Origin of the sequence: Acidithiobacillus sp. YTS05 (genome assembly GCF_024396695.1) — a bacterium.
Classification (GTDB): Bacteria; Pseudomonadota; Gammaproteobacteria; order Acidithiobacillales; family Acidithiobacillaceae; genus Igneacidithiobacillus; species Igneacidithiobacillus copahuensis.
The window spans coordinates 882,858-908,740 of sequence record NZ_CP094359.1 but is presented as its reverse complement, the minus strand read 5'-3'; the positions used below and the strand labels follow the sequence as shown (position 1 = coordinate 908,740).

Genomic DNA, 25,883 nt, shown 5'->3' with positions numbered 1-25,883 from the left:
CCCCAGCTATATATACTGAAACAAACTCAACCCCTGCACCTGCACAAAGGCCTTCTGTGCAGCCTGCAAGGCGGTAGAGCTTTCCTGGAACTGGGTAATCACCTGGGGGTAACTGATGTCGGCCAAGCTACTTTGGGTGGTCTGGAACTGCGTGGTGAGGCTGCTGTTCAGGGAACTGACCGATTGTGCCTCCTGCAGATTAGAACCGATCTGCGCCTGCACGCTGAGGATCTGCGTTTGTGCTTGACTGAGATTCTGCAAGACATTGCTGATGCCCTGCGCACGCTTGGCATTGGCGCCCGGGGAACCGCTCCCCGCCTGGAAGGCCTGGATGAGGTCACTAAAGGTCTGGAAGAGGCTTTGTGGCTTGGATGCCGCCAGGGTAAAACTTTGCGTCTGGCCATCGGCAGGCTGTCCTTGGGCCTGCACCGAGGCCATGGGACTGCCCCCGGGGCCGGGGATGTTGATGCTTTGCCCGGGCTTGTAGGCACCGGAGCTGACCACCCCAGAAGCCGTAAGACCCCCGCTGCCACTGGCGGTCCCACTGCTCACGGTGTAGCTCAGGGCACCACTGGCGTTGGCGCTGATGCTCACCTGGTACTCCGCACCCTGCGCCACAAAGGCATTGCGGGCCGCGCTCTGATCGATCACCGCGCCGGGCCCCAAGGTTACCGTGCCCGATCCCGCACCATAGTTGCCACTATCTGCTGTCACCGAAAAGGTCCCATTACCACCAGGGATATTCATGAAGACCTGATTCCCGGCCTGCGATACCGGAAGATTCAATGAGGGGCCGATCTGCAAATTTTGTTGGCTGCTGTCGCCCTGATACAGCACTGTATTGTTGCCCTGTAGGGCAAAGGGCTGTTGCTCGGTGGTAGAGCCGCCATAGATGTATTGGCCGTTGCCATTTTGCGTATTGGCGAGCTGCACCAGCTGCTGCAGGTTGCCCTGCATGGTGGTGATGGCGTTCTGCAGATCGCTGGAGTTGACGGTGGCATTGTTCATCTGCACAGCGAGCTGTTGGACCTGGTTCATGAGCGTGCTGACGCTCTGCAAACTGCTCGAACTCAACTGCAGGTTCTGCTGCGCATACTGATTGCTCTGCTGATAGCTCTGCAGATTGGCGATACGCGCGCCCAGATTGAGCGATTGCGAGTAGGCTGTTGGGTTATCGGCAGGATTGGTCAGGGCATTGCCCATGGAGAGCTGCTGACTGAGCTGATTCAGCGTGCTCTGCTGCTGCAGCATGCCACTCAAACCGGCCTGAAAGATCTGTTGTGTGCTCACGCGCATCTTGCCTCTCCCATCACAATGCCTGGATCAGAGACTGAAACAGGGTGTTCCCTACCGAAATCGCCTTGGCCGCAGCCTGATAGGCCTGCTGATACAGAATGAGATTGGCCGCTTCCTGATCCAGATTCACCCCGGAATACGACTGCTGCGCCGACTGCGCCTGGCTCAGAACGCTCGCCTGTGCCTGCGCCTGGTTCTGCGCCTGATTGGCCTGCGTGGTGACTTGGGTCAGCAGTTGCGCCGCCTGGGCGTTGGCATTGTTCGTGCCGCCATTGAAGATACCTTGCGTCGACAAAGCGGTCATGGCCTGCGCATTGCCATTACTGCCCGCCCCACCGGGACTGATGGTGATGGTATCCCCCTTGCCTACCAGGGTACCCGAGAGCAGCATCTGGTAATAGCCACCCGGCGGATCATTGGGGTAGGCAATGTCGATGGCGGTTCCCGAACTGCCCAGAGCTACCGTACCGCTAAGGGTAGTGCCATTGGCAGTAATGGTAAACGCAGCGGAGCCACTACTGGCCCCACTACTGAACTGCAGCTCTGCGCTCCCTGCCATGGGGAAGCCGAGTCCATTCACCACCACTGCACCTGCGCCGCTGCTACTGACAAACTGGCCGGCGGAGAGCGTCATGTTGCCCAGGTTCGTATTGACCAAAGCGCCGCTGCTCATCACGCCAGGGCTGCCTACATACGGGCTGGCAGCTGCAATCTGGCTGGGGTCGCTCATGACCGTCTGCATCCCGGTGGCGCCCAGGCGCGTCGGCTCCACCAAAAACTGATCACCTTGGGCAACCGTACCCGACACCTGCACCTGAAAACCTTTTCCGAAGTCGAGGGTCGTGACACCGCCGCTGCTGAACGTTCCCGAGCTCGTGCTTAGCACCGCCCCGGTACTCGCGTTGCTCAGTTGCCAGACGCCACTGGCACCCTTGCTCAGCACGTAGTCGCTACCCGTCAGCTGGCCGATATTGGTGATGGTCCCCTGCAGCACAGCGCCTGATGAGCCACTGCTGTTGCCGCTATTGGCAAAGATCTGCACGCCACCCGTCTGAAAAATGGCGGTGCCGGAGCTTCCTTGCAGATTCAGCCCCTGCGCCTGCTGTCCATTCACCTGCGCAGCGATGCCATCCGCCAGCAAACCGAGACCATTCTCCGCCGGCTGCAAAGATTGGGAACGCAGCTGTAAGAGACCACCAAGGATTCCGCCGCTCAGGTTTTTCGTGATGTCCGCACTCCCCTGTGCGCCCTCGTAGGCGACATCCAGATTTTGGTGATTGTAAGGACTCGGCTGGGTCTTCAGGGAAAAGGCCGTGGATCCGGCAACCAGCGTCTGCCCATTGGAAAGAAAGACATTGATCTGGCTGTTGTTCTGACGAACGACCTGGACCCCCACCTGGGTATTCAGCTCGGTCAGCAGCTGGTCGCGCTGATCCAGTAGGTCATTGGGAGTGCCATTACCCAAACCTGCCGAGTTGGCAATCTGCTGGTTCAACTGGGCAATCTGGGTGCTCAGCTGATTGATGCTGGACACACTCTGCTGCATCTGCTGATTGATGCCTTGGCCAATCTGATTGAGCTGCTGCCCAAGGGACTGAAAGGTATTGCTCAGGGTCTGCGCATCACCCAACATTGCCTGGCGCGAAGGGATATCGCTGGGGTTGGCGGCCACCTGCGCCACCCCGGAGAAAAACTGCTGAATTTGCGTACTCACGCTACCACTGCTGAGCACGCCCAAGATCTGCTGCAAGCCCTGAGACAGGGTCGCCGCACCGCTGGAACCGGCACTTGCCGACCACACCTGCCCCTGCAGGAAGCTGCTGTACACCCGCTGCACATCAGTAATCTGCGTGCCATTCCCGTAGAACTGACCGCCCAGATAGCTGGGGGTGGTGGTCGACTGGATGACGTTTTCCTGGCTATAGCCCGGAGTGTTGACGTTGGCGATATTGTTACCCGTCACCTGCAGGGCCTGCTGTGCCGCCTGCAAACCACTCAGCGAGGTATTGATCAGACCGGAAACGCCCGACATCTCACGCACTCCCCAAGGAATGACCGCGTCCGATGCGGTCGGCAAAACTCTCACTGGAAGACTGGGTCTGTGGCTCCAGCCGCGCGCGGATCTCCGCCATCCCCACCCGCAAGGCATGCTCAAAGCCGGCGACGATCTCCTGCAATTCCAGCACTGCGGCCTGCAGGGCGGGACTGGCTTCCCGAGCTCCCGCTGCTGCCCGCAGATCCAGCAAGTGCGCGAACAATTCCTGCTGCTCCGCCAGGCTGGCGGGATCACTTGGCGTTCCAGCCTGCAGCGCTGCCCGTGCCTGCCCCAGCAGCGTCGTCAGACGTTGCAGGGTCTGCAATTCTTCGCGTTCGCTGGCTTCCATGCCCATCTCCGTCCTTTCATACACCGTTAAACGACACGTTTCCGCTAAAACTCAAGGGGTAAGTCCTGTGCCGGCCAACGCCGCCTGCATCACCGGTCCTTGCGCAAGCGCGGTGATCTTGGCCGCGTAGTTGGGATCGGTGGCATAACCGCCGTTCTGCAACGCCTCGGCAAAGCCAGCGATATTGCCACCCTGCCCGAGGGCCGCGCGATAGCGGGGACTGTTCAATAGCAGTTGCGTGTAGTTTGCCACGCTGGCCGCAACATTCTGGTACGCCCGAAAACTCGCGTCCTCTACCGTGTTCACGCCATCGACAAATTCATGGGTGAGGTTCTGCAGGGCAGTCCCGCTCCAGCCACTCCCCGCCTTGATACCGAAAAGGTTATCACCGGGCGCGTGCGCCCCCCAGCCGGTCTCTAGTGCCGCCTGGGCGAGGATGGCAACCGGCGAAACATCCAGTTGCACCGCAGCCTGCCGCACCGCTGGCAGAATGCTCTGCACAAAGGCCTTGGCCCGCTGCAGCAGGCTTTGACCAGGCTGACTCCAGTTGGGCGTGCTGGCGCTCTGGGTATTGGCCGTCGGTGCTGCGGGAATCGTTACTGGCGTATTCGCTGCCTCGGCCTTGGCCGCGGTTTTCGCGTCCCAATGCAGGTGATAGCGGGTCGCGATCTCCTGTGCCAGGGTACTCGCCAGGCCTATGCCACGCCCCTGCGCCACCGTTTGCGCGATCTGCTGGGTGAACAGCGACTGGAACATCGGTCCGCTGCTCTCGCCGAGCAGATCCGAACCAAAAGTGGTTTTACTCATCGTGGAAAGCATTTCGTCCAGCAGCATCGCCTCAAACTGCTTGGCCGTAGCCAGGATGGCGGCAGGATTTTTGTCCTTAGCTTGCTGATGCAGCTGCTGCAACTGGGCAAAATTCAGGGCATTGCTGCTGGCTGCTCCGGCACCGCGAGCGTTCAGGTTGACCGCTTGGGTCTGGGCTTGCAGAGAAATGCCTAAGCTGCCGCCCATCAGATCACCTCGAGCTGGGCATGCAGTGCGCCCGCCGCCTTCATCGCCTGCAGGATGGCAATGAGATCTGTGGGGGTGGCGCCCACCGCATTCAGCGCCCGCACCACCGACTCCAGGCTCACTCCTGGCTCAAACATCAGCAGTTTGGCCTGCGGTTGTTTGATTTTGACATCGGCCTGCGGCACGACCGCCGTCTGCCCCGCTCCCAAGGGGTTGGGCTGACTCACCAGATACTTCTGCGAAATGGTCACCGAGAGATTGCCATGCGCCACCGCGCAACTGCCCAGCGTGACATTTTGCCCCAGCACCACCGTACCGCTGCGGGCATCGATCACCACTTTAGCCACTGGGGTTTCTGGATCCACCTGCAAATTCTCGATCAATGCCAGAAAGTTGACACGCTGCCCCGGATCGCTCGGCGCCCGGACCTCGACCACCCCGGCATTGAGGGCCTGGGCCGTACCACCGCCAAGACTGCGGTTGATGGCATCGACAATGCGCGCCGCCGTGGTGAAACTGGGCGTGTGCAAATCGAGCTGGAGCGGCCCACCATTGTCGAAGCCGCTGGGCACTGCCCGCTCGACATTGGCACCGTTGGGGATGGTACCCGCAGTAGTGATATTTACCTGCGCCGAGGCACCGTTGCTGCTCGCACCAAAACCGCTGACGATGATATTTCCCTGAGCGACGGCATAGGTTTGCCCATCCGCACCCTTCAATGGTGTCATCAGCAGGGTGCCACCCGCAAGGCTGGAGGCATTGCCCACCGCCGAGACGGTGACATTGATGGTCTGCCCTGGTTGGGCAAAGGGCGGCAGATGCGCAGTCACCATCACTGCCGCCACATCCTTGGGTTGCAGATTGGTGGCCACCGAGGGCGGCAAATTGATGCCGAGGCGCTGGAACATGTTCAGCAAGGACTGCGTGGTATAGGGTACCTGCGTCGCCTGATCGCCAGTTCCATTCAGCCCCACCACCAGGCCATAGCCTACCAGCTGGTTGCTGCGCACCCCCGACACCATAGCCAGATTGCGGATGCTTTCTGCGTTACTCGGCAGTGCGGCAGCCAGCAACAAGGCAGCACTAAGAAGAGACAGCAAGCAGCGAATGACCAGACGCGATTTCATCGACAATCTCTCCATGCTCAGAATGGCCAGAGAGAAAGAAAGAATCGTGCCAGCCAGGGCATCCGCGCCGCCGCGTAGATACTGCCGTCACCGCTGTATTCCACCCGCGCGTCGGCAATCTGCGTAGAAAGCACGGTATTTTGCGGCGTTACATCGGCGGGGCGCACCACTCCGGCAACCCGGATGAACTCGTGCCCACCATTGAGCAATACCTCTTTGGAGCCCTCGATCACCAGATTGCCATTGCCCATCACCCGCACCACCGTGGTTTCCAGGGTGGCGGTAAAGGTATTACTCTGGGACGTAGCACCGGTGCCGCCAAATTTTTGGCTACTGTTCGCACCCATAGAGGGGCTGATCTGCGAGCCGCCGATATTGCCAAAGGCCGGGGTCAGGCCAAAGAAGTTGGTCAGCGCCGCACTCAGGGAGTCGGAGCGGTTGATGGCCGTATTCGTGTTGTTTGAGGCGCTGGAGTTCTCCTGGATCAGCACCGTGATCAGATCACCCACGCGGTTGGCGCGGTTATCGGCAAAGAGGGAGACGTTGGTCTCCGGCTGCCAGATCGCGCCATTGGCGGGATGCGCGTTCAGCGAGGCGGGCTCGGCGGGGATGGGCAGCGGCTTGATCGGCTCCATGCTCGGGTGCTGCATTTCCGCACAGGCAGTCAAGCCCAGCACCAAGAACAGCACAAAGAGCGGACGCCAGAGTCTTTGCAAGCGAAATCCCATCATTCCCCCCATGGCTAACCTCTCGTCAGATATTCTGGATGGCGTAGCCCAACATCGAATCCGAGGTCGAGACCGCCTTGCTGTTGATTTCGTAGGCGCGCTGAGTGGCGATCATATCCACCAGCTCCGAAACCACGTTGACGTTAGAGGATTCGAGGTAGCCCTGCTGCACCGTGCCCAAGCCATTCAGACTGGGCTGGCCAGTCTGCGGCGCACCCGAAGAACCCGTCTGCAGGTAGAGATTGCCGCCAATACTCTGCAGGCCAGTAGGATTGATGAAGTTGGCAAGCTGAATGGTGCCCACCTGCTGCGGTGCCGCCTGCCCCGGCAGCACGACCGAAACCGTACCATCCTCACCAATAGTGATGCTCTGCGCATTCGGCGGGATGGTGACGGGTGGCTGCAAGAGATACCCATTGGAGGTGACCAGCTGTCCCTGATTGTTCAACTGAAAGGTTCCGTCGCGGGTGTAGGCAATGGTGCCGTTCGGCTCCAGAATCTGAAAGAAACCCTGGCCATTGATGCCGACGTCGAGAGAGTTTCCCGTCTGCGTCAGGTTGCCCTGGGTCATCAGCCGCTCGGTAGCCACGACCCGCACCCCGGTACCCAGTTGCAGTCCCGATGGATACTGGGTGGTCTGCGACGACTGCGCGCCGGGCTGGCGCAGATTCTGGTAGAGCAAATCCTGAAACACCGCCCGCGATTGTTTGAATCCGGTAGTATTCACATTCGCCAGATTATTGGCGATGACGTCCATCTTGGTCTGTTCCCCTTCCAGACCAGTTGCCGCCACATAGAGAGAGCGCATCATAAAATTTCCTCCTTATCGTCAGGAAAGCACGAGGATCTGGTTGGCCGTATTGCGATCCTGATCGATGGTCTGGATCAACTTGGTCTGCATTTCGAACTGCCGACTGTCCTGCAGCATCTGGATCATGCTGTGGATGGGATTGACGTTACTGCCTTCCAACGCACCCCCTTCCAGAGCAACGCCAGGATCCTCGCTTGCCGCTTTTCCATCACTCGCGCGGAACAGTCCATCGGCGCCCTTGCGCAGATCTTTTTCTGGTGGATTCACCAGCTTGATCTGGTTTATGACGAGCAGACCGTTCGGCTGATTGCCTTGGGGTACGCCAGAAATCGTGCCATTGCTGCCAATGGTCAGGCCCGTCATGGGGGGTAAGGAGATGGGGGTACCATTGACGCCGAGCACCGGATGACCGGTAGCGGTTTCCAGGATACCCTGTCCGTTCACCTGTAGATTTCCGTCGCGGGTGTAAGCCTCTTTGCCATCCGCACCCTGCACGGCAATCCAACCCTGTCCATTGATCGCGACATCCAACGGCCGTCCGGTATGCACGATCGGCCCGCTCTGAAAATCCCAACTGTCATCGGTGGTTGCGGTATAGACCCGAGTCGGCAGGCCCGCCCCGGAACCGTATACCGGCAGAGCGCGGGACTCGGCGATTTCCGCGCGAAAACCGCTGGTATTGGCATTGGCGAGATTGTTCGCCACCACATCCTGCCTCTGCAGCAAAGTCTTGGCGCCCGTCATGGCGATGTAGAGCGTATCCACGGCGATCTACCCCTTTACAGACTCAACAGGGTCTGCACCACGGTATTCTGCGTCTTGATGGTCTGCGCATTGGCCTGATAGGCCTGCTGCGCGACAATCAAATTGACCAGATCCTTGGAGAGATCAACATTGGATTGCTCCACCGCGCCCGATTGCAGCACCCCGAGATTGGTGCTGCCCGGAGTCCCCTGTAACGGCTGCCCCGAGGCGTAGGTCTCCGCCCAGTAGTTGTTACCCAGGTTCTGCAGGCCATTATTGTTGGCAAATCGGGTCAAATTGATCTGCCCCATGACTTGCGACTGACCATTACTGTAGCGCGCAAAGATATTTCCGCTTGGGTCAACGGAAAGACCGGAGAGCTGGCCTACACCATAGCCATTGGTAGTGGCGGCGATGACTCCATTGGCAGAGTTGTAGTTGGTACTACCGCTGAAATTCACAGCCAGGGTGGAAGGATTGGCACCATCGGCCCACTGCAGGTTGATGGTACCACTGCTGGGTGGCTGCACCTGCCCGGTCGAGTTGAACTGCAGGGTACCGACCGAACCGCTGCTGGCCGAACCACTGGCAGTGCCCGTCGCCGAATAGTACACATTCCAGGTTTGACCGCTGGTTGGACTGCTGGATGCCAATTGATAATAGGTAGTCACCAGTTGCGGAGTACCCAGGCTGTCATAGACCGTGCTGGTCGTGGAGTAGTTGTAACTATTCGGATCGTTTGTACTGAAAGGAGTGCCGCTGGAAATGGGGGTGTTGGTGGAATCCAGATTCAGGGAATAGCTCAAGCCCGAAGATGCCTGTGGCGCCAGTGCTGCCTGGCTGATGGTGAGTGGACCGCTGAGGCCGGTCAACTTGCCGTTTTGCGCCTGAACACCGATCAGTTCGCCACCATTGCCATCGACAATCACCCCGCCGGAATTCAGCTGCAATTGTCCATTACGGCTATACACCGTTGCACCATTGTAATTGAACTGAAAAAAACCATTCCCATTGATCGCTACATCCAGCGGATTGCTGGTGGTCTGAATATTCCCCTGGGTAAATTGCTGCGCCACCGTCATCACCTGCGTACCAATACCCACCTGCCCATAAGTAGGCGCGCTATTGGTCATGGCCGAGGCGTAGGCATCGGCAAATTCCGCGTTGGAGGACTTGAAACCCACAGTATTGGCATTGGAAATATTATTGCCCAGCACCTGCAAATCCGTGTTTGCCGCATTCAATCCGCTCAAAGCTGTTTGGAAAGCACCCATGACTATCTCCTCAAATGATGTTTTGCACGGAACTGAAAGGAACCGAGCCTTTTTGTCCGCTCAATTGTAAAGTAGGACCGGAGCTACCCAGCGTGACGCCATTCACCACCCCCAAACTGTAGGGTGTCGCGCTTACGCCCTGGGATCCATTGGCTGCCTGCACTAAGAATTGGTAATTCCCTGCCGGCAGCGCAACGCCGGAGTTATCGGTGCCATTCCAGGTGAAGCTCTGCATACCAGAACTTTGCGCACCCTGTGGCAACACTGCCAAGGTCTGGCCCGCGGAGTTCTGCACCAGCACATCGACATTGCTGGCATCCGCACTAAGATCGTAACCACCAGTTGCGCTACCGCCACTCAATTGCAGGCTGTTGCCCGAGGTGCTGACGGTTTTCCCAATCAGTGACGCGGCCTGCAATCCCTGATTTTGATTGATCTGCGCCATGAGACTGCTCAGGGAGCCTTGAATGGCATTGACACCATTGGCCACACTGAACTGTGCCAGCTCGGCGGAAAGATCCTGATTACTCAAAGGATTCAATGGATCCTGATTGGTCAGCTGGGTTACCAACAGATTGTAGAACGTGCTTTCACTGGCTAGACCACTGGCACCGGAACTGGCCGAGCCAGAACTGCTGGCACTGTTGCTTTGCAGAGAAGCATAAAAAGGATTTACGGCAGAGGTAAGCGAATTGACACTGCTCATTTTCAGGCTCCTAAGGTCAAGGTCTTTTGTAGGAGAGACTTGGTGGTTTCCATCACGTTCACATTGGCTTGATAGGCGCGGGACGCAGAAATCATGTTCACCAACTCATCCACCGGGTTGACATTGGGCATTTTTACGTAGCCCTGGGCATCGGCAAGAGGATTTCCTGGCTGGTACACCAATTTGAACGGTCCGGGCTTTTCGATGACTCCGGCAACCGCTACCCCATCGACTCCAGCCGGATTACTGCTCTGCGGTTGCGCGGCAAAAACCACTTCCCGCGCCCGATAGGGCTGACCGTTGGAACTGGTGGCCGAATTTGCATTGGCGAGATTACTGGCCACCACATTCAGCCGATAACTTTGCGCCGTAAGTCCAGAACTCGCGACATTGAAAACCGAAAACAAGGACATGGCTTTTCCCTCTAGGCCAGGATCACTGCGTGGTGCCAGTGATCGCAGACAACAAATTTTTGATCTTTCCCGTCAAGAAAGTGACATCGGCCTGATACCGCACGCCGTTTTGCGCAAACTCCGACTGCTCGCGGTTCATATCCACCGAATTGCCATCCAGTCCCACGGCACTCCCTCGCTGATACTGCACATAGCTCGCCAAGGCGAGGGAGTCTGGCGCGTCGCCCAATTGCCGCGCCTGATCGGTTTTCATGGGGAAGCCCATGCCCTGCCCTGCCTGCACCGCCTGCAGCGTCTTGGCAAAAGGGATATCCACCGCCTTGTAATTTGGCGTATTGGCATTGGCGATGTTGGCGGCGAGCAATTGTTGCCGATATCCAGACACGCGCAGGGCGTCTGCCAAAGGATTCAGGGTTTGATCCAAGAGACTGGGCATGGCATCAGGCCTCTACCAAAGATGACGTTGCATTCAAGCAAACGCCGTGCCTACCTAAGAAACTGCCCGTGCCACAGGTTTTTCCCCAATTTTATAGAGATCATCGGCGACAATGTTCCGCCGGCCACGGAATGCGGCAAGCTTTTGCCGCCGACCAGAGAGGTTTCTATGCCGAGTTCAAGGTCCGCCCCGACAAATTTTCTGGCCTGGCTTTTGCTAATAGTCCGCAACGCATCTGTAGCGACGAATGGGGATTCTGGTGTTCCGATCTTTGCGCAACTGGGCCTTTGCCGCTGCCCTGATCTTTTACCTGGCACCCATCAATCAAGCCGATGCGGGTGAGGCCATGGCAGCCATTCATAGCGCCGTCATCCAGTTTGTGCGACAACACCTAGCAGGCAGCATGCGCAACAGTGAGATCGCCGTAGATGTGCCCGCGGCAAGCGTCAACTTTCCGACCTGTACGCGGCTGCAGCTCGGATACTTCGGCTACGCCAATCCCTTTGGCAATCAGACCGTAGCGGTGCATTGTCAAAACCCGCAGGCCTGGACCTTGTATGTGCCCGTACAGATCCGCCAAGGAAGCAAGATCCTGATCGCGGCGCACAGTCTGAGTGCCGACAGCATCCTGCGCGCCGGCGACATTGCCGAGAGCGTGGCCAATCCCGGAGAACTTTCTGGTGCGCCGCTGCATGATCCGGCCCAAGTCATCGGCCAGCGCCTGCAGTATGGTGTCATGGCCGGGCAACCGATCCTACGGTCCATGCTGCAGCAGCGGGATCTGGTACATGCCGGGCAATTGGTAACTCTGGTTGCCCAAGGGGACGGGGTTCGCATAGCGACCACCGCAGAAGCCATCGAGAATGGCAAAGAGGGACAGAGCATTCTGGTACGCAATGTACAATCTGGACGGGTACTGCACGCCATTGTGATGCATAATGGGAATGTACGGGTATCTTTTTGACGCTGCGAGAAAAGGTTTCTTGCACGATTCAAGAGATTCTGCAATTGTGCCGTTATCCGTGAGATGAGCCGAGAGGAAAGCAGCCATGGATCCAATTCAGCCAAAAAGCGCAATTACACCGGTAACGGCCGACGCGCCGCGCGGCCAAAGATCCGCGAAAACCGGTAGCAGTGCACCGAGCAGCGTGCCGCAAGAGCAAGTGACGCTCTCGGCAACCGCGCATGCCCTGCTGCAAGCCAGCGGTAACCAGAGCGAGTCGAGTCGCATCGAGGCCCTGCGCTCAGCCGTGCAGAGCGGCAGCTATGCTGTCTCGCCAGCCAAAATCGGCCAAGGCCTACTGCAGGATCAGCAGCAACTGCTGGCGCGACCAACGCCTGCTGCACGGGCCTGATCCGTGTCTTCCACCGCCGAGATCATTGCTCTTCAGATTGCCCGTCTCGAGGCATTGCGGCAGGTGCTGGAAAGCGAATCCGAGGCCTTGCTTCACGGAGACTGGGCACATGTGCAGGGGGCTGCCGCGCAAAAATTGCAGTTATTCCGGGAAATCAGCGCCCTGGAAAGCCAGCGCCGGGGGCAGAATGGCAGCCCCGACGAACTGCGCCACCGCCAACGGCTACTCCAGGAAATTGCCCAGAGCAATCGCCGCAACGGTGCCAGCATTCAGGCCCTCGGCCGCTTCCAACAGGAGGCCTGGCAGGTACTCTTTGGTACGGAAAACAAGCTCTACGACGATGCCGGCCAGATCGGCAAGGGCAATAACGGACACCGTTTGGGGAGTGCCTGATGCTGGTCCTGACGCGCAGAAAAGGTCAGGCCATCCGCATTGGTGAGGATATTCGTATCGTCGTCACGCGCATCGATGACGGTCAGGTTCGCCTGGGCCTGGAAACTCCATCGGGGATCTCGATCCTGCGCGAGGAGTTGTTTGAAGCGGTACGCAGTGACAACCAGGATGCCGCACAGAGCCAGCCCGGACAGCTGGAAGTCTGGCTCGCGGAACACGGCTCGGGTCAGACACAGGAGAATTCATGAGCGAGTCCCTCTATCCCACGCGCTTCGGTCAGTTGCCGATCCGTGATGAACAGATCTGGCAATGCTCTCTGCCGCTCTCCGGATTTGCCGACCTGCAGCGCTTTGCGCTGCTACACGTTGATAAGCAGGGACCTTTTTTATGGCTACAATCCCTCGACGACCCGTTGATCGCCTTTCTTCTCTGTGCACCCGAGCATTTCGGCCTACACTATGACCCACCGGAGTCCTCCTGTGCCGATGCAGTGAACATGCTGCTGGTGATCCTCCCGCAAAAGGCTGAGGATCAGTTGCGGGTGCATCAGCTCGCTCCTCTATTTTTTTGTCCTGGACAACGATCGCTGCGGCAGTGGATCGTCGAACAGGCACAGCCGGCGAGCGCCAGGGGCTCCGATTTACCCCCGGATTGCCTGCTGGCACATGCTGTCCGTCTTAGTACTCCGAGCGACGCAGCGTCACAGACGGGCTCGGTGTAGGGCCTCGCGATCATAGCGCAGGGCATATTGCAGGAGTTGTTCCTGCAGTGCCTGCGGTGGCGACGCAAACGCCAGGCCTAGTTCCTGCACCACTGCACCCGCCACTCGCCGAGGACCGCCGAGATGTCGCAATGTCGCCGCAAGCGCATAGCGTTCTCCAGCAAAAGAGAAGCTGACCGCTGAAAAGCGCTCTTCAACGCTCAACGCATAATCTCGTGGCGGAGCGACGCGCACACGCAGGCCGCCAGCCCCCAGATCCAGCAGCTCCATGGGTAAAGCGCGTGCCCCTAAGCGCTGAATCTGACCGCGACAGTCGGCAGGTGCCGGGGCGCGTAAAAAGGCACGTCGTTGCCACTGATAAACCTGCTCCGGCATGGTCAAATGCACAGCGGGATAGCGCCGCCACTGACTCATCCCCAGGTAACGCACTACGAAACCGGTAGGAATGCCGGCCAGGGCGCCAACGAGCAACAGCAGTTCCCCCACTCCTTCCAGCCGATCCGGAAGACCAGGCCAGGGATCCAACAGCAATCCGTGCCCCTCGGGCAAAATATCGAGAATCTCGCTTTCTGCCGCCCGCCCGGAAGTTCCTGCAAGAATGGTCCAACTTGGCTGCTGCAGGAGCGCAGTACTCAGTCGCCTGGCAGCGGTTTCCCCTTGCCGATATTTTTCCTGAAACAGCGTCTCGATGAGATGATGCTCTACTGGCATGACCGACCTCCGAAGAAAAGTCTCATTTGCCAAGCAGCATCCATGCCGGCATGATCTTTGCCGTTGAGAGAATAGGTTTACGCATCGAAAAACGGAGGTCGAAATGGCGCGGCGTTCTCGCAAAGAAGAGGAGTGGGAAAATCACGAGCGCTGGTTGGTCTCTTATGCCGACTTCATCACGCTGCTTTTTGCCTTCTTCGTGGTCATGTACGCGATTTCCTCGGTCAACGAGGGCAAATACAAGGTCTTGTCGGAAACCTTGGTTTCCGCCTTTTCCGGACACCCCACGTCACCGATTCCTCTGCAGCAGGAGCAGGCAAATCAGGCTATGGCAGCAACTGCTCCGGTGCGGTTACCGCCACTCCCCACCATAGCCAAACCCACTCCACTTCCCGCGCACACCCGGAGTAAAACGCCCCCTCCCACGGCAACCTCCAGCGAGGCCGTCCGCCTGGATACTCTGCAACAGCAAATGGAAACCCTACTCCAGCCTCTCATCAAAGACGGCAGCGTGGTGATCCATCGCAGTGACCTAGGTGTGGTCATCGATTTGAACGCGAAGATTCTCTTTCCCTCGGCGCAGGCCAATCTGACCCCAGCGGCAGAGCAGACCCTAACGCAGATCGCCAGGGTTCTGAAATCCGTTCCCTATCAAATTCAGGTCAACGGCTTCACCAACGACTTGCCCATCAATACCCAGCTCTATCCCAACAACTGGGCCCTCTCGGCAGCACGGGCCGTGGCCGTAGTGGAAATCTTCAGCGCCCATGGCGTCGACCCGCGGCATCTGGTTGCCGCCGGCTATGGCAAGTATCATCCGGTAGCACCAAACGACAGCGTCAAAGGATTGGCCATGAATCGTCGCGTGAGTATCGTGGTCGTGGCGCCACAGCATCCAGCCAAGGCTGGTATGGACCCTATCATGGCAGGTGCCATCGATCAGCGCGGCTAAGAGAGGAGAGAGATATGACGCAGCAATCGTCAAAAAACCAGCAGGCAGTCGCCGGGACGCTGCGGTGGCTTTTCATTTTACTCTTGATTGTCGTCATTATTTTGGCGCTCTTTCTCTACCTGGGCGCGGCGCGGCATCCACAGGCCGTGGGCACCCATTCGGTGTATCTGCAGCTGCCAGCTACAGTGACCCCCAGTAGTAGCAGCACAGCAGCGAGTCCTACCAGTGCGACCGCGAGCCCCGCATCTGCGGTGCCGACCGCCACAGTAGGCGCCATTACAAAAAGCGCTGCTCCCACCGAACAGGCTACCCTGGCGCTACCGGGAACCAACTGCGAGGTGGCCGGATGGTATGTGCAGCTCGGCGCCTTCAGCAAACTCTCGCAGGCGCAGAGCCTCGTGCAGACGGTCCATAAGGCTGGTTTTCCGGTCTGTATCGGCAACCTTGCCAGCAACAAACTGTATCGTGTCCTGGCCGGACAGCCGCAAAAAAGCCGCTTGGACGCCAGCCTGCAGGTGCAAAAACTGAGGTCCGCCAAGGTCTCGCCAGCCGACGGCTATCCGCAGTACTGGAGCAATCCCTCCCCATCCTGAGCCCCTCAAGTTTTCCCGCCGCCGTGCCGTATTGTAGCTAAAGACGGTATGGCGTAGGGCGGGAATGTCTTTTGCTTGCGCCTACTGAAATGCTTGAGTGATTTATTTCTGGAGGCGGAGCCAGCCCATGGGCATAGACGCAGTAGACAAAAACATCAGCATTCTCATTGTCGACGATTTTTCGACTATGCGGCGGATCGTTCGCAATCTCCTGCGCGAAATCGGATTTACCAACTTTGACGAGGCAGAGGACGGCGTGCAGGCGCTACAGAAGCTGCATGGTCGTCCCTTCGATTTCGTCGTTTCGGACTGGAACATGCCCAACATGCAAGGCATCGACCTTCTCCGTGCCATCCGCGCAGATGGCCAGTTGCGCCACATTCCGGTCCTGATGGTCACCGCCGAGGCCAAACGCGAGAACATCCTCGAGGCCGCCCAGGCCGGGGTAAACGGCTACATCGTCAAGCCCTTCACCGCCGAAACCCTGCGTGAAAAACTCGACGCGATCTTCAAGCGGCTGCAGGCAGCCCAGAGGGCGAGCCAATGACCGGTCAGCCGGCAGAGCGTTCTCTGAACGAAATCGAGCTGCTGCTCCGCGAGGGGCTGCGGCGCATTGCCAATACCGCCGGAGAGGATCTCGCTGGCGCCAAGGATCCCCTGGAAGAGGCCTTGCGCCTGACGGAAGAGCAGACCATGGCCACCCTTGCCGCAGTGGAGTTGGCGCAAGGCGCCCTTCACCGCATTCGCAGTGCCCACCATACCTTCATCGACCCCGATCTGGGGCAGATCGACCAGGCATTGCAGCGCATCGTCGCCAGCCAGCAGGGGCAGGATCTTGCCGGACAGCGGCTGAAAAAGGCCATCAACCTGCTACGCGCCGTCGAAAACCGCATCAGCCAGACTCTTCATGAGATGGGTATGGAAGGGCAGCCGTCCGCTGCCACCGAGCCGGGCGAGAACAACCCGGACATCAATCAGGACGACGTCGATGCCCTCCTCGCCGAGTTGGGGATTTGATCATGGACATGGATATTCTCCAGGACTACCTCGCCGAAGCCCGCGAGCTTTTGGAAAAGGCACAGGAAGAAATCCTCTGCCTGGAAGATCGACCGGAAGATGACGAGCTGCTCGCTAGCCTCTTCCGTGCCTTTCACACCCTGAAAGGCGGCGCCGGCTTTCTGGAGGCGCAGAATCTGGTCGACTGGACGCACCACCTGGAAGACCTGCTCGACAAACTGCGCAGCCATCAACTCTGCGTCAGCAGTGACATGATCGATGCCATCCTGCGTGGACTGGACGTGATCGATGGCATGCTGCAGGAGCTCGCTCAAGGTGACGAACCCGCTGCCGGCCCCGAGGATCTCGGAACCCGGATCCGCGACCTGGCCGCTGGGGTTGCCACTCCGCAAAGCAGCCCTCCTCCAGAAGCGCCCCAGCAAGTGGCGTCCGCCGCCGCGGAGCCGACCCCTTCCGGGACCCTCTATGCCGAGCAGCGCGTGGACGAGCAGGGGAAATCCGGCGTGTACGTTGCGCAACACAATGAAAATTCTGACACGCCGGAAACCACTGCCGGAGATGAAATTTCAGAAGACGAGTTCGAAGCCGTGCTGGACCAGCTCTACGGCGCACAGGCACCGGGGATGGACGCGCCCGAGTCTGCTGCAGACGAGATCTCCGAGAGCGAGTTTGAAGCCGCGCTCGACCAGCTGTATGGACTCGGAGGAGCACCCGGCCTGCCCGCGGCAGACACTCAGCAAAACCATCCGGCGACCAGGATGCACGATGTGCCGATAGCAGCAGCGGCGTCGCCTGCTCCATCTGCAGCTCCAGCTGCGACTGCCGGCGAGCCGCCAAAGCCCAAAGCGGCGCCGCGCACCGTGACGAGTGCCGCTAGCGAGGTGGAGAATACCCTGCGCGTCGATGCTGCACGTCTGGATGCGGTCATGAATCAGGTGGGGGAACTCGTATTACTGCGCAACCGCCTCAGCTCTGCCATCAGCAGCCTGCTCGACGAAAACGAAGATCTTGGACGCATCGCCCGAGAAATGGATCTCAGTGTGAATGATCTGCAGGTCAATGCCATGCGCCTGCGCATGCAACCCTGTAAGCGCATCTTTCAGCAATTGCCGCGGGTGGTGCGGGATGCCTCGCGGCAACTCGGTAAAAACGTCCAGCTCGAGATCATCGGGGAAGAGGTCGAAATCGACAAGGCAGTGGTGGATGCCCTCTCCGGCCCCATGACCCACCTCATTCGCAATAGTCTCGATCATGGTATCGAAACACCGGAACAACGCCGCGCGCTCCACAAGCCGGAAACCGCCACGATTCGCGTCGCCGCCATTCATCTGGGTGACCGGGTGCGCATCGAGGTCAGTGACGATGGCCGGGGGATCGACCGGCAAATAGTCCTACAGAAGGCCATAGAGAAAGGCGTGGTGAGTTCTGAACAAGCAGCGCGCCTATCCGAACAGGAGGCCCTGGAGCTGATCTTTCGTCCGGGCTTCTCCACCAAGGAGCAGGCCACCGAACTCTCCGGGCGCGGAGTGGGCATGGATGTCGTGAAAGAGACCGTGCACAAGCTGCGCGGCCAGCTCGATATCCGCACCAACCTGGGGGCAGGTACCACGATTTCCATGGAATTCCCGCTCACCCTGGCCATTCTGCCGGTTCTGTACCTACGGCTGCGACGGGAGACCTATGCGCTCCCGGTAAACGCTATCGAAAGCCTGGTCGAGATCCAGGAAACCCGCATTCATCGCATGCAAGGGCGCAGCGTATATCGCGTCGACGACGGCGAAGTCACGCCGATGATCGATTTGGGCGAACTTTTGCATGGCCGCAAATTACGTCTGGGCCGCGAGCCGATCGAAGGCATCCAGACCGAGCGCGGCCTGCTTCTCATTTCCGAGGTCCTTGGCAATGAAGATTCCGTCGTCAAGCCCCTAGATTTTCTAGACAAAGAGAACTGGTATCAGGGAGCGACCATTTCCGGACGCGGGAACGTGGTCTTGATTCTCGATGCTCAGGCTTTGAGTCGTCATGGGATCGAACGGATGGGAGCAGCAAGATGACTCCAGAACAGCTCACACGCCAACAAGAACGAGTCATGGAGGTCGTCAATGCCTCGTTTCGGGCACGGCAGGACATCGATCGTGCGTTGCGCGAAATCGATCGCCGCGCCCTCAATGCCATGGTTCTCGTCAAAAAACATGGTAACGCCCTGGCAGGTTACGGAGTTGTAGCGCAGGCTTTCCGCGAACGCGCCGCACTGCTGCGCGAGTCGGCCTCCCATCTGCAGGAAAACATCGCACCGCTGATCGAAGCGCAGATGCGCATCCTGCAGCAGCAGCGCCTGCTCCAGAACTTCGCACAAGTCGAGAATAGTGGTGGTACGAATCTACAAGCCCAATGTGCGGGGCTCCTGACTACCCGCAGGGCCTGGGACAAGGCCATTGCTGCAGAGCAGGAAAATGCTCGCAAAATTCTTCGCCAACTGCTGGAAGAGGTGCGCATCCTGCAAGAGGGGGTGGAGGAACAGGAATATGTGGTGACGAGTGGCCGCATCGAGGCGGCCCTGGTCGAGGCGAGTGGCGTGCCGTTGATGCGGGTGTCGCGCGACATGGGAGAAGCCGTACGGATCGTTGCGCGCGCCGTACGCGATTATCGTCAGCAACTGGAGCGGTTACAAGATGAAAGCTACTAAAGTCTTCGAGGCCAAGGATCATCGCTGGTGGATTCTCTACGACCAAGAGGAGAGTCGTGTCATTGATTCCAATGTCTATGTCATGGAATCCCAGGGGCAAGCCTTCCTCCTCGATCCCGGTGGTTTTGAGATTTTTCCCCAGGTTTTTGCTGCCCTTGTGGAAGCCGTCCCGCCCGCCAGTATCCAAGGCGCCTTTGTCTCGCATCAAGACCCGGACATTGCCTCCAGCCTACCACTGTGGCACGCCTGTAACCCAAAAATCCAATGGCATATTCCCGCCCTCTGGGAGGGCTTCATCCGCCACTATGGTGCCCTGGAAGCGCCGCTGCAGGACATTCCCGATGCCGGAGGCAACACCCTGATTGGCGGACGCCGGCTCGAGTTCATCCCGGCGCATTATCTACACTCGTCTGCCAACTTTCATGTCTACGATCCGGAGGCGAAAGTGCTCTTTACCGGCGACGTCGGAGCGGCCCTGCTGCCGCCAGGCCATAGTGCCTGGGTGGATCGCCGCGATGTTGACGGTAAATCCTTTGCCGCCCACATCGAGAAAGCGCGCTATTTTCACCAGCGCTGGATGCCCTCCAACCGCGCCAAGGACGACTGGATCGAGCGGGTGCGCAAACTGGAAATCGACTACCTTTGCCCGCAACACGGCGCCATCTACAGCGGCCCCCAGGTACAACGGTTTCTGGACTGGTTTGCCACCCTCCCCGTGGGCAACGGTATTGCATGAAAAGCTCCTGGGCAGAGCAAAGAGAAAAACCCATGCACGATCGCCATTTCCTTTACCGTTTTCCGAGGAGCTAAGTCATGTCATTAGAGACGCCCAGTGATTCTGTTTTGCAACAGATATGGCAGAGCCTGGACCGAACGAATGCGCTGATCGTTTTCACCCCCAGCGGCATCATTCAGGATGCCAACGAAAACTTTCTGCATGCTGTAGGATATGAAAAAGCAGAGATTGTCGGACAACACCATCGAACCCTCTGTTTCCCCGCCTATGCGCAAAGTCCCGAGTACCAGCAACTTTGGCGAGATCTCGGCGAGGGAAAGCCACAACAGGGTATATTTGAACGACGCACGAAAAGCGGAGTCCCTCTTTTTCTGGATGCAGAATATTTTCCCGTTCTGGATGCAAGCGGCAAAGTAGCGCAAGTCATCAAGATTGCGAAAGACGTAACATTCTCCCAACGGCAAAGCAATCTGGTTGAGAAAATTGTACAAAGGATTAGCAACGATACCAAAAAAAATAGCAGTACATTGACCGCCACCAGCCAAGAGACACTGGCGTCCATGCGCAATGTGGAAGCATCGGTACGCGAGATTGGCGGAATTTTGCAACAGAACCAGCAGGCGACAGAGAGCTTGCAGAAGGATGTGGGCACAATCCAGGGGATTGCCCAGACTATTCGCGAGATTGCCTACCAAACCAATCTGCTGGCTTTGAATGCAGCGATTGAGGCGGCTCGGGCCGGGGAGCATGGACGAGGATTCGCTGTAGTAGCGGATGAGGTACGAAGTCTTTCCAAACGCGTGCAGGAGGCCACGGAAGATGTGCAGAAAAACATTGTTTCGATTCAGACCTCTTCGCAAGGCATTAGCGTTTCCAGTCAAAAAGCAAATCAGCAATCGCAAAATGCCCAGGCCGTGACGCAGCACCTCTCGCAAACACTGGAAACCCTCCGGAAGATGGCCGTGTTGCTCTCCACGGAGTCTGCCATTGCAGATCACGAGCTGTTCGCTCTGCAAATGGAAGAAGACCTGAGTCGTTCTAGTTCAGACCAGCTTGCTTCCGATGTTCCTGACGAACACCAGTGCGATTTTGGTCGATGGTATGACGGCGCCGGTCAGGAGCTGATGGGGAATGATCCGCAGTTCCAAGCGATTGCGGCTCCCCACGCTGCTCTACATGCAGCGGCCACGGCGCTGAAAGCCGCTGCGGAACGCGGAGATCAACAAGCAATCGAGCGGCAACGGATAGCTCTGGAAGAGGCGAAGGATCAAACCATCCAGGGCCTGGAGAAAATCGCTTACGAAACGGCGAAGAAGCTTGGAGACGCAAAATGAATGCCTCGACCTTACAAAATGTAGATGAACGGACCCAACTCGCGGGTACCAACAAATTCGAACTGCTCGTTTTCCGCCTCGGAGCCGACGCTGCCCTAGGCAGTCAGGAGCTCTTCGGCATCAATGTCTTCAAGGTCCGCGAGGCCTTGGTCATGCCGAAGATTACCCCCATGCCCGGGGCTCCGGAACATGTCCTCGGGGTCGCCAACATCCGCGGGCAAATACTCCCCGTCATCGATCTGCCCAACGTGGTCGGTTGCAAGGCGAATGGGCTGAATATTCTTCTGGTCACCGAATATGAACGCTCTGTACAAGGGTTTGCCGTGGAGGACGTCGAGGAAATCGTACGCCTCGACTGGAGCCGGGTGCTTTCTGCCGAGGGTGCAGCCGTAGGCGGGCTGGTCACCAGTCTCGCGCGACTCGACGAAGATGAGGAAAAGGCCCGACTGGCGTTAGTGCTCGACGTCGAACATATCCTGCGTCAGGTACTCCCCTCCCGCTTCAAGAGCGGCGATGAGCTCGGTCAACAGCATCACGTGGAAATCCCGGCAGGCTCGGTCATTCTGTATGCAGATGATTCCGCAGTGGCCCGCAGTCAGATCGAAAAAACTCTACGCAGCCTGGGCCTCCCCTTCATCGGTAGCAAAACCGGCAAGGAGGCCTGGGAGCGTCTGCAACAGCTGGCCAAGGACGCGCGCGCCGAGGGCCTTGCCATCACCGACAAGGTCGCGATGGTCCTCACCGACCTGGAAATGCCAGAGATGGATGGTTTCACCCTGACGCGCCGCATCAAGGAGAACGAAAATCTGCGCGCGCTACCGGTGATCATTCACTCTTCGCTGTCGGGCAGTGCCAACGAGGCCCATGCAAGGAGCGTTGATGCCGACGGCTATGTCGCCAAGTTTCTGCCCGATGATCTGGCGCGCTCCATCGCCAATGTCATCCATCGCCGGTAACACGAGGCCAGAACCATGATAAACCATCCCGACTCTCTCGCTTCCCTGCTCGATGCCTGCCTCGATGGGGATCCCGAAACTATCCGCCTGCTGCGCGAAGATGAGGAATTCCAGAGCTCGATAACGCCAATCTGCGAGCAACAACGGCAACGATTGCAACAATATTGCCAGGTGCTCGATCAGCAGACGCTGGCTTATCAGGGAACAAACAACATCCACCTTCTCGGGCTGGCGTTTCAGGAAAGCCTGCAACGCGCCGAACTCGACAGCCAGTCTTTGCTCGATCAGGCACAGGCAGTCATTCGCGCGGTCAAGGATTCTGCGGCTGCGGTAGCGGCCAACCAGGATCTCGCCGAACACACCCTGCGCGATGTGCAGCTGGGAAATGAGCGTCTCTCCGAGCTCATCGGTGAAATGGATCTCGTCGAGCAGGCGGTGAATGGCATGGGCAAAACGGTCCAGGCCTTTCTGGAGCAGACCCGGACCATCACCACCCTGGCGGTGAAGGTGCAGGAGATTGCCAAACAGACCAATCTGCTGGCGCTCAACGCAGCGATCGAGGCCGCCCGCGCTGGCGAACATGGGCGGGGTTTTGCCGTCGTGGCAGACGAAGTCAAAAAACTGGCGCAGAGCTCCTCCCGGGCCGCGAGCGACATCCGTAACGCCGCCACCAACATCAATGAGGGTGCTGCCGAAGTCGAGAATCGGGTGTCTGCCAGCATCCAGCACCTGCGTCGTGGCGGCGATTCTCTCGAGACGGTTGCCGAGGTGTTGGGCATGGCCAATCATTCCGCCCAGAAAACCCAGGAAAATATACAAAACATCATTGCCGGCAGCGCCCAGGAAATCGCCGCCGCCGAGGCTATGGGTGTGCATATGCAAACCCTGGGTGGATCGATGCGCGACTTCGATGACAGTTTCAAGGAAATTCGGGACTGCCTCGGAAAGGTACAAAATGACCTCGAGCAGGCCGCCGAAGATGCCATGGCAGGACACGTGCCCGTTGCCGTGCGTCTCAGTATCGCCAAGAGCGACCATGTGCGCTGGGTGGGAAAGGTTCTCGAAGCCATCAGCACCGGTGATACCAGCCTCAGGGCAGACGAGCTCAAGGACGAACACGCCTGTCGTTTGGGGAAATGGATGGACAATCTGAACGATGTAACACTGACGCAGAGTACGGAGTTCGCCGCCCTACAGCAAGTACACCCACAGGTACACAAGCTGGGACTACGCCTGCTTCAATCCGTGCGAGAAAACGACACCGCCGCGATTGGCAAGGGCGCGGAACAACTGAAAAGCCTAAGTCAAATGGTACAGACGCAGCTCGACAAGTTGCGCGGCAAGGTTCTGGCCGCAGTAGCGGGGATCTCTGGGGAGTAAGTTCGGGTGGCAAAACAAGAGCCAGAGGCAAACGAAGAGGCAGAAGTCGCCGCTGCCCCCGTACCGCTTTGGCCAAAATTCCGCCTTTGGGCTATTGCCCTCGCTGCCGCCATTGCCGCCGCCAGTGGTACCTTGCTGCTTCCGCCGGCAATTTCTTTCACAGCACCATTTTGGGCTCCCTACCTTCTCGACGCCCTGCGTTTTCTGGTCCTTTGGTATGTCGCCAGCGTCGTCGTTCGCAGCCTGTTTTTCCTGGCGGAATGGCTGCTCGAAGCGCTGCTGCCTACTCGTCGATTCAGCTCGTCCAGCGACTAACGCGCTGCGACGGGGCGGTCAATGACGTGCCGTCCACCAATCGCGCCCCAGACCAAAAATCGTGACTGCCGATGCCAGCAACAGCAGATTGGCAATCCAGCGCCAACGCACCCAGTTACAAATGGCGGCCAAATGAAGCAAAGCGTCCACGCCTGCGGTCGAGCCATGTAACGCAAGCTGCGCCTTGGCGTTGGTCTCGAATACCACCCCCAAATAGCGCATCACCATCAAAAACAAGGCAATGGCAAAGAGACCCAGGCCCGTATAGATCCAGGAGGAACGACGGCGCCAACGCATCGCCTAGACAGATTTCCAGGAATGGAGTTGCTGCATCGCCGCCGCCAGCAGCGCATCCGCACGTTCGGCCGTCGCTGCTTCCACATAGCATCGCAACTCCGGGGCATTACCCGAAGGGCGCAAATGGAGAATTTCATCGGCATCACTCTGCACCCGAACTCCGTCCGTCAGGTCCATTGCCGTGCCGACAAAACCCAAGCCCGAGAAATCCTCATCGAAGGCCGCCAGATTGCCGCCCTCCTCCTGGTACCGGGACAGTAGTTCGCGACTTTGCTCCGTGGGGAAATTCTGCACCCGATCACTACTGGTATAGCGCTGTGGCAGCTCCTGCAGAAGGCTGGAGAGCGGCGCACCAGCTTGCGCTGCAGCGATCAGAGCGGCGAGCATGGGCAAGATGGCATCCCGAGTGGGGAGGGGTTCGAGCCTGCGGCCCACTTCCCGTAGGGTAGAGGCGAGCAGAAACCCGCCATTCGCCTCATACCCCATCACCCGAGCGCAGCCCTCTGCCAACAACTGATCCATACCGGCAATCACATAAGGCGACCCGATGCGGGTGCGCAAAGTTCGCGGGAATTTTCCGCTACGTTCGAGTCCGGTATTGCTCGAAATGGGTGTCACCACCCCGTCGGTACCCAACAACGCCGCACAAATTTGCCCCAGCTGATCGCCACGCCACCAGGCCCCAGTCTCGTCGGCCAGCATCGGCCGATCGGCATCGCCATCGGTGCTGAGTAACGCCTGCAGGCCATGCTCCGCCACCCAGCGTTCGGCCAGGATGCGATCTTCCGGACGCAGGGCCTCGGTATCCATAGGCACGAATTTCTCCGAGCGCCCCAACAGCACCGTTTCTGCACCCAGAGCCTGCAGAAGCTCCGGCAGCAGGTCCCGCGCCACTCCCGAATGCTGATACACGCCGATCCGCCAGTTGCGCAGCGGTTGCCCTACAAAAAAATCTAGGTAGCGACGGCGGTATTGGTCAAGCCCGAATTCTTCGGCATCGGGCAACTGCGACCGTTGGCGCAGCGCCCCGTCCGACGTGAACTTCTCGGGGTCGGGGGAAGGTAAAGCCCTCAGGATCCCAGCCTCATCGGCCTTACTGAGCTCGGCTTTTGGCCGATTGAACTTGATACCATTACGGTCGAAGGGGATATGGCTGCCAGTCACCATGAGCGACGATACCCCGGCCTGAAAACCGGCAAAGGCCAGGGCGGGCGAAGGGATACGTCCGAGATAGCGCGGCGTTCCGCCGGCTTCCAGCACTCCCTGCCAGGCCGCTTCCAGGATAGCGCTCGTGCTGGGGCGCAAATCTCCAGCCAGAAACACCTCCGCACCGGGTGCAAACTCTCCCAGCGTCTGCAAATACCCCAGAAACGCCGACACGTAACCAAGCACCACTGCGTCGGTCAGCTCCGTCACCAATCCCCGTAAACCACTCGTACCAAATGCCGCCATCGTTCTCTCCCTCGCTTCTCTGCCAAGCATATCATGCCGGGCCGATCCCGCA

General features: G+C 58.7%; 31 protein-coding genes and 2 pseudogenes. 18 read left to right on the top strand and 15 right to left on the bottom strand.

The genetic code is table 11. The features are described 5' to 3' along the window. Nucleotides 1–6: 6 nt before the first annotated feature. From flgL to flgB, 12 genes are read right to left on the bottom strand one after another with little or no spacing between them, the layout of a single operon-like run. Nucleotides 7–1,296, bottom strand: a complete 1,290-nt coding sequence (gene flgL, locus MQE22_RS04590; RefSeq protein WP_215871970.1) for a flagellar hook-associated protein FlgL — start codon at nt 1,294–1,296, stop codon at nt 7–9. 13 nt (nt 1,297–1,309) lie between these two features. Next, complete coding sequence (gene flgK, locus MQE22_RS04585) at nt 1,310–3,328, bottom strand: flagellar hook-associated protein FlgK (protein WP_215871971.1); 2,019 nt, start codon at nt 3,326–3,328, stop codon at nt 1,310–1,312. A 1-nt stretch (nt 3,329) separates the two neighbouring features. After that, entirely contained in the window at nt 3,330–3,680 is a 351-nt protein-coding gene (locus tag MQE22_RS04580; protein ID WP_215871972.1) for a hypothetical protein, read from the bottom strand. 51 nt (nt 3,681–3,731) lie between these two features. Then, nucleotides 3,732–4,694, bottom strand: coding sequence for a flagellar assembly peptidoglycan hydrolase FlgJ (flgJ, locus tag MQE22_RS04575; protein WP_215871973.1), 963 nt, complete (start codon nt 4,692–4,694; stop codon nt 3,732–3,734). After that, nucleotides 4,694–5,821, bottom strand: a complete 1,128-nt coding sequence (locus MQE22_RS04570; RefSeq protein WP_303652384.1) for a flagellar basal body P-ring protein FlgI — start codon at nt 5,819–5,821, stop codon at nt 4,694–4,696. The genes flgJ and MQE22_RS04570 overlap by 1 nt, the downstream gene beginning before the upstream one ends. Nucleotides 5,822–5,838: 17 nt before the next feature. Further along, entirely contained in the window at nt 5,839–6,561 is a 723-nt protein-coding gene (locus MQE22_RS04565; protein WP_215871974.1) for a flagellar basal body L-ring protein FlgH, read from the bottom strand. A 13-nt stretch (nt 6,562–6,574) separates the two neighbouring features. Beyond that, nucleotides 6,575–7,360 carry a flagellar basal-body rod protein FlgG gene (gene flgG, locus MQE22_RS04560; RefSeq protein ID WP_215871975.1) on the bottom strand — a complete coding sequence of 262 codons (786 nt, stop codon included), beginning with the start codon at nt 7,358–7,360 and terminating at the stop codon, nt 6,575–6,577. Nucleotides 7,361–7,378: 18 nt separating this feature from the next. After that, nucleotides 7,379–8,125: a flagellar basal-body rod protein FlgF gene (gene flgF / locus MQE22_RS04555; protein ID WP_215871976.1), complete on the bottom strand. Its 747-nt coding sequence runs from the start codon at nt 8,123–8,125 to the stop codon at nt 7,379–7,381. Between the two features lie 14 nt (nt 8,126–8,139). After that, nucleotides 8,140–9,378 carry a flagellar hook protein FlgE gene (gene flgE, locus MQE22_RS04550; RefSeq protein WP_215871977.1) on the bottom strand — a complete coding sequence of 413 codons (1,239 nt, stop codon included), beginning with the start codon at nt 9,376–9,378 and terminating at the stop codon, nt 8,140–8,142. Between the two features lie 10 nt (nt 9,379–9,388). Further along, nucleotides 9,389–10,084 (bottom strand): flagellar hook assembly protein FlgD, encoded by a 696-nt coding sequence (locus MQE22_RS04545; RefSeq protein ID WP_215871978.1) that lies wholly within the window; start codon nt 10,082–10,084, stop codon nt 9,389–9,391. A 2-nt stretch (nt 10,085–10,086) separates the two neighbouring features. Further along, nucleotides 10,087–10,497 carry a flagellar basal body rod protein FlgC gene (gene flgC / locus MQE22_RS04540; protein WP_215871979.1) on the bottom strand — a complete coding sequence of 137 codons (411 nt, stop codon included), beginning with the start codon at nt 10,495–10,497 and terminating at the stop codon, nt 10,087–10,089. Between the two features lie 22 nt (nt 10,498–10,519). Beyond that, nucleotides 10,520–10,933, bottom strand: a complete 414-nt coding sequence (gene flgB, locus MQE22_RS04535; protein ID WP_215871980.1) for a flagellar basal body rod protein FlgB — start codon at nt 10,931–10,933, stop codon at nt 10,520–10,522. A gap of 259 nt (nt 10,934–11,192) precedes the next feature. On the opposite strand from flgB, the gene flgA reads away from it, so the two are divergent. From flgA to fliW, 5 genes are all read left to right on the top strand, one after another. After that, entirely contained in the window at nt 11,193–11,897 is a 705-nt protein-coding gene (gene flgA, locus MQE22_RS04530) for a flagellar basal body P-ring formation chaperone FlgA (RefSeq protein ID WP_215871981.1), read from the top strand. Between the two features lie 85 nt (nt 11,898–11,982). Continuing rightward, the gene (flgM, locus tag MQE22_RS04525; protein ID WP_215871982.1) at nt 11,983–12,288 is read left to right on the top strand and encodes a flagellar biosynthesis anti-sigma factor FlgM; all 306 of its coding nucleotides are present in this window, start codon (nt 11,983–11,985) and stop codon (nt 12,286–12,288) included. Nucleotides 12,289–12,291: 3 nt separating this feature from the next. Next, nucleotides 12,292–12,681, top strand: coding sequence for a flagellar protein FlgN (locus MQE22_RS04520; RefSeq protein WP_215871983.1), 390 nt, complete (start codon nt 12,292–12,294; stop codon nt 12,679–12,681). After that, nucleotides 12,681–12,929, top strand: coding sequence for a carbon storage regulator (locus tag MQE22_RS04515; protein WP_215871984.1), 249 nt, complete (start codon nt 12,681–12,683; stop codon nt 12,927–12,929). Before MQE22_RS04520 ends, MQE22_RS04515 begins: the two co-directional genes overlap by 1 nt. Beyond that, nucleotides 12,926–13,402, top strand: a complete 477-nt coding sequence (gene fliW, locus MQE22_RS04510; protein ID WP_215871985.1) for a flagellar assembly protein FliW — start codon at nt 12,926–12,928, stop codon at nt 13,400–13,402. The genes MQE22_RS04515 and fliW overlap by 4 nt, the downstream gene beginning before the upstream one ends. Here fliW and MQE22_RS04505 read toward each other — a convergent pair. Further along, a complete protein-coding gene (locus MQE22_RS04505) occupies nt 13,382–14,113 on the bottom strand; it encodes a PilZ domain-containing protein (protein WP_215871986.1) in 732 nt (243 codons plus the stop codon). The two genes, fliW and MQE22_RS04505, sit on opposite strands and share 21 nt — an antisense overlap. A gap of 103 nt (nt 14,114–14,216) precedes the next feature. Here MQE22_RS04505 and motD point away from each other — a divergent pair, with 103 nt between their 5' ends. From motD to MQE22_RS04440, 13 genes and pseudogenes are all read left to right on the top strand, one after another. After that, nucleotides 14,217–15,065 (top strand): flagellar motor protein MotD, encoded by an 849-nt coding sequence (motD, locus tag MQE22_RS04500; protein ID WP_215871987.1) that lies wholly within the window; start codon nt 14,217–14,219, stop codon nt 15,063–15,065. A gap of 14 nt (nt 15,066–15,079) precedes the next feature. Next, the gene (locus MQE22_RS04495) at nt 15,080–15,658 is read left to right on the top strand and encodes an SPOR domain-containing protein (protein ID WP_215871988.1); all 579 of its coding nucleotides are present in this window, start codon (nt 15,080–15,082) and stop codon (nt 15,656–15,658) included. Between the two features lie 127 nt (nt 15,659–15,785). After that, a complete protein-coding gene (gene cheY / locus MQE22_RS04490; RefSeq protein ID WP_215871989.1) occupies nt 15,786–16,205 on the top strand; it encodes a chemotaxis response regulator CheY in 420 nt (139 codons plus the stop codon). After that, entirely contained in the window at nt 16,202–16,675 is a 474-nt protein-coding gene (locus MQE22_RS04485) for a protein phosphatase CheZ (protein ID WP_215871990.1), read from the top strand. The genes cheY and MQE22_RS04485 overlap by 4 nt, the downstream gene beginning before the upstream one ends. Before the next feature lie 2 nt (nt 16,676–16,677). Further along, on the top strand, nt 16,678–18,729 hold the full coding sequence (locus MQE22_RS04480; protein ID WP_215871991.1) for a chemotaxis protein CheA: 2,052 nt from the start codon (nt 16,678–16,680) through the stop codon (nt 18,727–18,729). Continuing rightward, nucleotides 18,726–19,361: a hypothetical protein gene (locus tag MQE22_RS04475; protein WP_215871992.1), complete on the top strand. Its 636-nt coding sequence runs from the start codon at nt 18,726–18,728 to the stop codon at nt 19,359–19,361. Before MQE22_RS04480 ends, MQE22_RS04475 begins: the two co-directional genes overlap by 4 nt. Then, on the top strand, nt 19,348–20,097 hold the full coding sequence (locus MQE22_RS04470; protein ID WP_215871993.1) for an oxygen-binding di-iron domain-containing protein: 750 nt from the start codon (nt 19,348–19,350) through the stop codon (nt 20,095–20,097). Before MQE22_RS04475 ends, MQE22_RS04470 begins: the two co-directional genes overlap by 14 nt. 77 nt (nt 20,098–20,174) lie before the next feature. Beyond that, nucleotides 20,175–20,543: pseudogene (locus tag MQE22_RS13810) on the top strand (PAS domain-containing protein); the annotation flags it as partial. Between the two features lie 114 nt (nt 20,544–20,657). After that, a pseudogene (locus tag MQE22_RS13805) lies at nt 20,658–20,996 on the top strand (methyl-accepting chemotaxis protein); the annotation flags it as partial. A 57-nt stretch (nt 20,997–21,053) separates the two neighbouring features. After that, nucleotides 21,054–21,431 (top strand): CZB domain-containing protein, encoded by a 378-nt coding sequence (locus tag MQE22_RS13800; protein WP_226827621.1) that lies wholly within the window; start codon nt 21,054–21,056, stop codon nt 21,429–21,431. Then, a complete protein-coding gene (locus MQE22_RS04450) occupies nt 21,428–22,387 on the top strand; it encodes a chemotaxis protein (protein ID WP_255790173.1) in 960 nt (319 codons plus the stop codon). The genes MQE22_RS13800 and MQE22_RS04450 overlap by 4 nt, the downstream gene beginning before the upstream one ends. Before the next feature lie 15 nt (nt 22,388–22,402). Continuing rightward, nucleotides 22,403–23,767: a methyl-accepting chemotaxis protein gene (locus tag MQE22_RS04445; RefSeq protein WP_255790172.1), complete on the top strand. Its 1,365-nt coding sequence runs from the start codon at nt 22,403–22,405 to the stop codon at nt 23,765–23,767. A 6-nt stretch (nt 23,768–23,773) separates the two neighbouring features. Further along, a complete protein-coding gene (locus MQE22_RS04440) occupies nt 23,774–24,082 on the top strand; it encodes a hypothetical protein (protein ID WP_255790171.1) in 309 nt (102 codons plus the stop codon). 18 nt (nt 24,083–24,100) lie between these two features. Here MQE22_RS04440 and MQE22_RS04435 read toward each other — a convergent pair whose 3' ends face one another. After that, a complete protein-coding gene (locus MQE22_RS04435; protein WP_215871998.1) occupies nt 24,101–24,379 on the bottom strand; it encodes a hypothetical protein in 279 nt (92 codons plus the stop codon). A 3-nt stretch (nt 24,380–24,382) separates the two neighbouring features. Continuing rightward, nucleotides 24,383–25,831 (bottom strand): phosphomannomutase, encoded by a 1,449-nt coding sequence (locus MQE22_RS04430; protein WP_255790169.1) that lies wholly within the window; start codon nt 25,829–25,831, stop codon nt 24,383–24,385. Nucleotides 25,832–25,883 lie beyond the last annotated feature (52 nt).

What these genes read in the sequence shown, in the direction of transcription:
- flgL (WP_215871970.1), bottom strand. Translation starts at nt 1,296, where the DNA reads ATGCGCGTGAGCACACAACAGATCTTTCAGGCCGGTTTGAGTGGCATG.
- flgK (WP_215871971.1), bottom strand. Translation starts at nt 3,328, where the DNA reads ATGTCGGGCGTTTCCGGTCTGATCAATACCTCGCTGAGTGGTTTGCAG.
- MQE22_RS04580 (WP_215871972.1), bottom strand. Translation starts at nt 3,680, where the DNA reads ATGGAAGCCAGCGAACGCGAAGAATTGCAGACCCTGCAACGTCTGACG.
- flgJ (WP_215871973.1), bottom strand. Translation starts at nt 4,694, where the DNA reads ATGGGCGGCAGCTTAGGCATTTCTCTGCAAGCCCAGACCCAAGCGGTC.
- MQE22_RS04570 (WP_303652384.1), bottom strand. Translation starts at nt 5,821, where the DNA reads ATGAAATCGCGTCTGGTCATTCGCTGCTTGCTGTCTCTTCTTAGTGCT.
- MQE22_RS04565 (WP_215871974.1), bottom strand. Translation starts at nt 6,561, where the DNA reads ATGGGGGGAATGATGGGATTTCGCTTGCAAAGACTCTGGCGTCCGCTC.
- flgG (WP_215871975.1), bottom strand. Translation starts at nt 7,360, where the DNA reads ATGATGCGCTCTCTCTATGTGGCGGCAACTGGTCTGGAAGGGGAACAG.
- flgE (WP_215871977.1), bottom strand. Translation starts at nt 9,378, where the DNA reads ATGGGTGCTTTCCAAACAGCTTTGAGCGGATTGAATGCGGCAAACACG.
- MQE22_RS04545 (WP_215871978.1), bottom strand. Translation starts at nt 10,084, where the DNA reads ATGAGCAGTGTCAATTCGCTTACCTCTGCCGTAAATCCTTTTTATGCT.
- flgC (WP_215871979.1), bottom strand. Translation starts at nt 10,497, where the DNA reads ATGTCCTTGTTTTCGGTTTTCAATGTCGCGAGTTCTGGACTTACGGCG.
- flgB (WP_215871980.1), bottom strand. Translation starts at nt 10,933, where the DNA reads ATGCCCAGTCTCTTGGATCAAACCCTGAATCCTTTGGCAGACGCCCTG.
- flgM (WP_215871982.1), top strand. Translation starts at nt 11,983, where the DNA reads ATGGATCCAATTCAGCCAAAAAGCGCAATTACACCGGTAACGGCCGAC.
- MQE22_RS04515 (WP_215871984.1), top strand. Translation starts at nt 12,681, where the DNA reads ATGCTGGTCCTGACGCGCAGAAAAGGTCAGGCCATCCGCATTGGTGAG.
- fliW (WP_215871985.1), top strand. Translation starts at nt 12,926, where the DNA reads ATGAGCGAGTCCCTCTATCCCACGCGCTTCGGTCAGTTGCCGATCCGT.
- MQE22_RS04505 (WP_215871986.1), bottom strand. Translation starts at nt 14,113, where the DNA reads ATGCCAGTAGAGCATCATCTCATCGAGACGCTGTTTCAGGAAAAATAT.
- motD (WP_215871987.1), top strand. Translation starts at nt 14,217, where the DNA reads ATGGCGCGGCGTTCTCGCAAAGAAGAGGAGTGGGAAAATCACGAGCGC.
- MQE22_RS04495 (WP_215871988.1), top strand. Translation starts at nt 15,080, where the DNA reads ATGACGCAGCAATCGTCAAAAAACCAGCAGGCAGTCGCCGGGACGCTG.
- cheY (WP_215871989.1), top strand. Translation starts at nt 15,786, where the DNA reads ATGGGCATAGACGCAGTAGACAAAAACATCAGCATTCTCATTGTCGAC.
- MQE22_RS04485 (WP_215871990.1), top strand. Translation starts at nt 16,202, where the DNA reads ATGACCGGTCAGCCGGCAGAGCGTTCTCTGAACGAAATCGAGCTGCTG.
- MQE22_RS04480 (WP_215871991.1), top strand. Translation starts at nt 16,678, where the DNA reads ATGGACATGGATATTCTCCAGGACTACCTCGCCGAAGCCCGCGAGCTT.
- MQE22_RS04475 (WP_215871992.1), top strand. Translation starts at nt 18,726, where the DNA reads ATGACTCCAGAACAGCTCACACGCCAACAAGAACGAGTCATGGAGGTC.
- MQE22_RS04470 (WP_215871993.1), top strand. Translation starts at nt 19,348, where the DNA reads ATGAAAGCTACTAAAGTCTTCGAGGCCAAGGATCATCGCTGGTGGATT.
- MQE22_RS13800 (WP_226827621.1), top strand. Translation starts at nt 21,054, where the DNA reads ATGGCCGTGTTGCTCTCCACGGAGTCTGCCATTGCAGATCACGAGCTG.
- MQE22_RS04450 (WP_255790173.1), top strand. Translation starts at nt 21,428, where the DNA reads ATGAATGCCTCGACCTTACAAAATGTAGATGAACGGACCCAACTCGCG.
- MQE22_RS04445 (WP_255790172.1), top strand. Translation starts at nt 22,403, where the DNA reads ATGATAAACCATCCCGACTCTCTCGCTTCCCTGCTCGATGCCTGCCTC.
- MQE22_RS04435 (WP_215871998.1), bottom strand. Translation starts at nt 24,379, where the DNA reads ATGCGTTGGCGCCGTCGTTCCTCCTGGATCTATACGGGCCTGGGTCTC.
- MQE22_RS04430 (WP_255790169.1), bottom strand. Translation starts at nt 25,831, where the DNA reads ATGGCGGCATTTGGTACGAGTGGTTTACGGGGATTGGTGACGGAGCTG.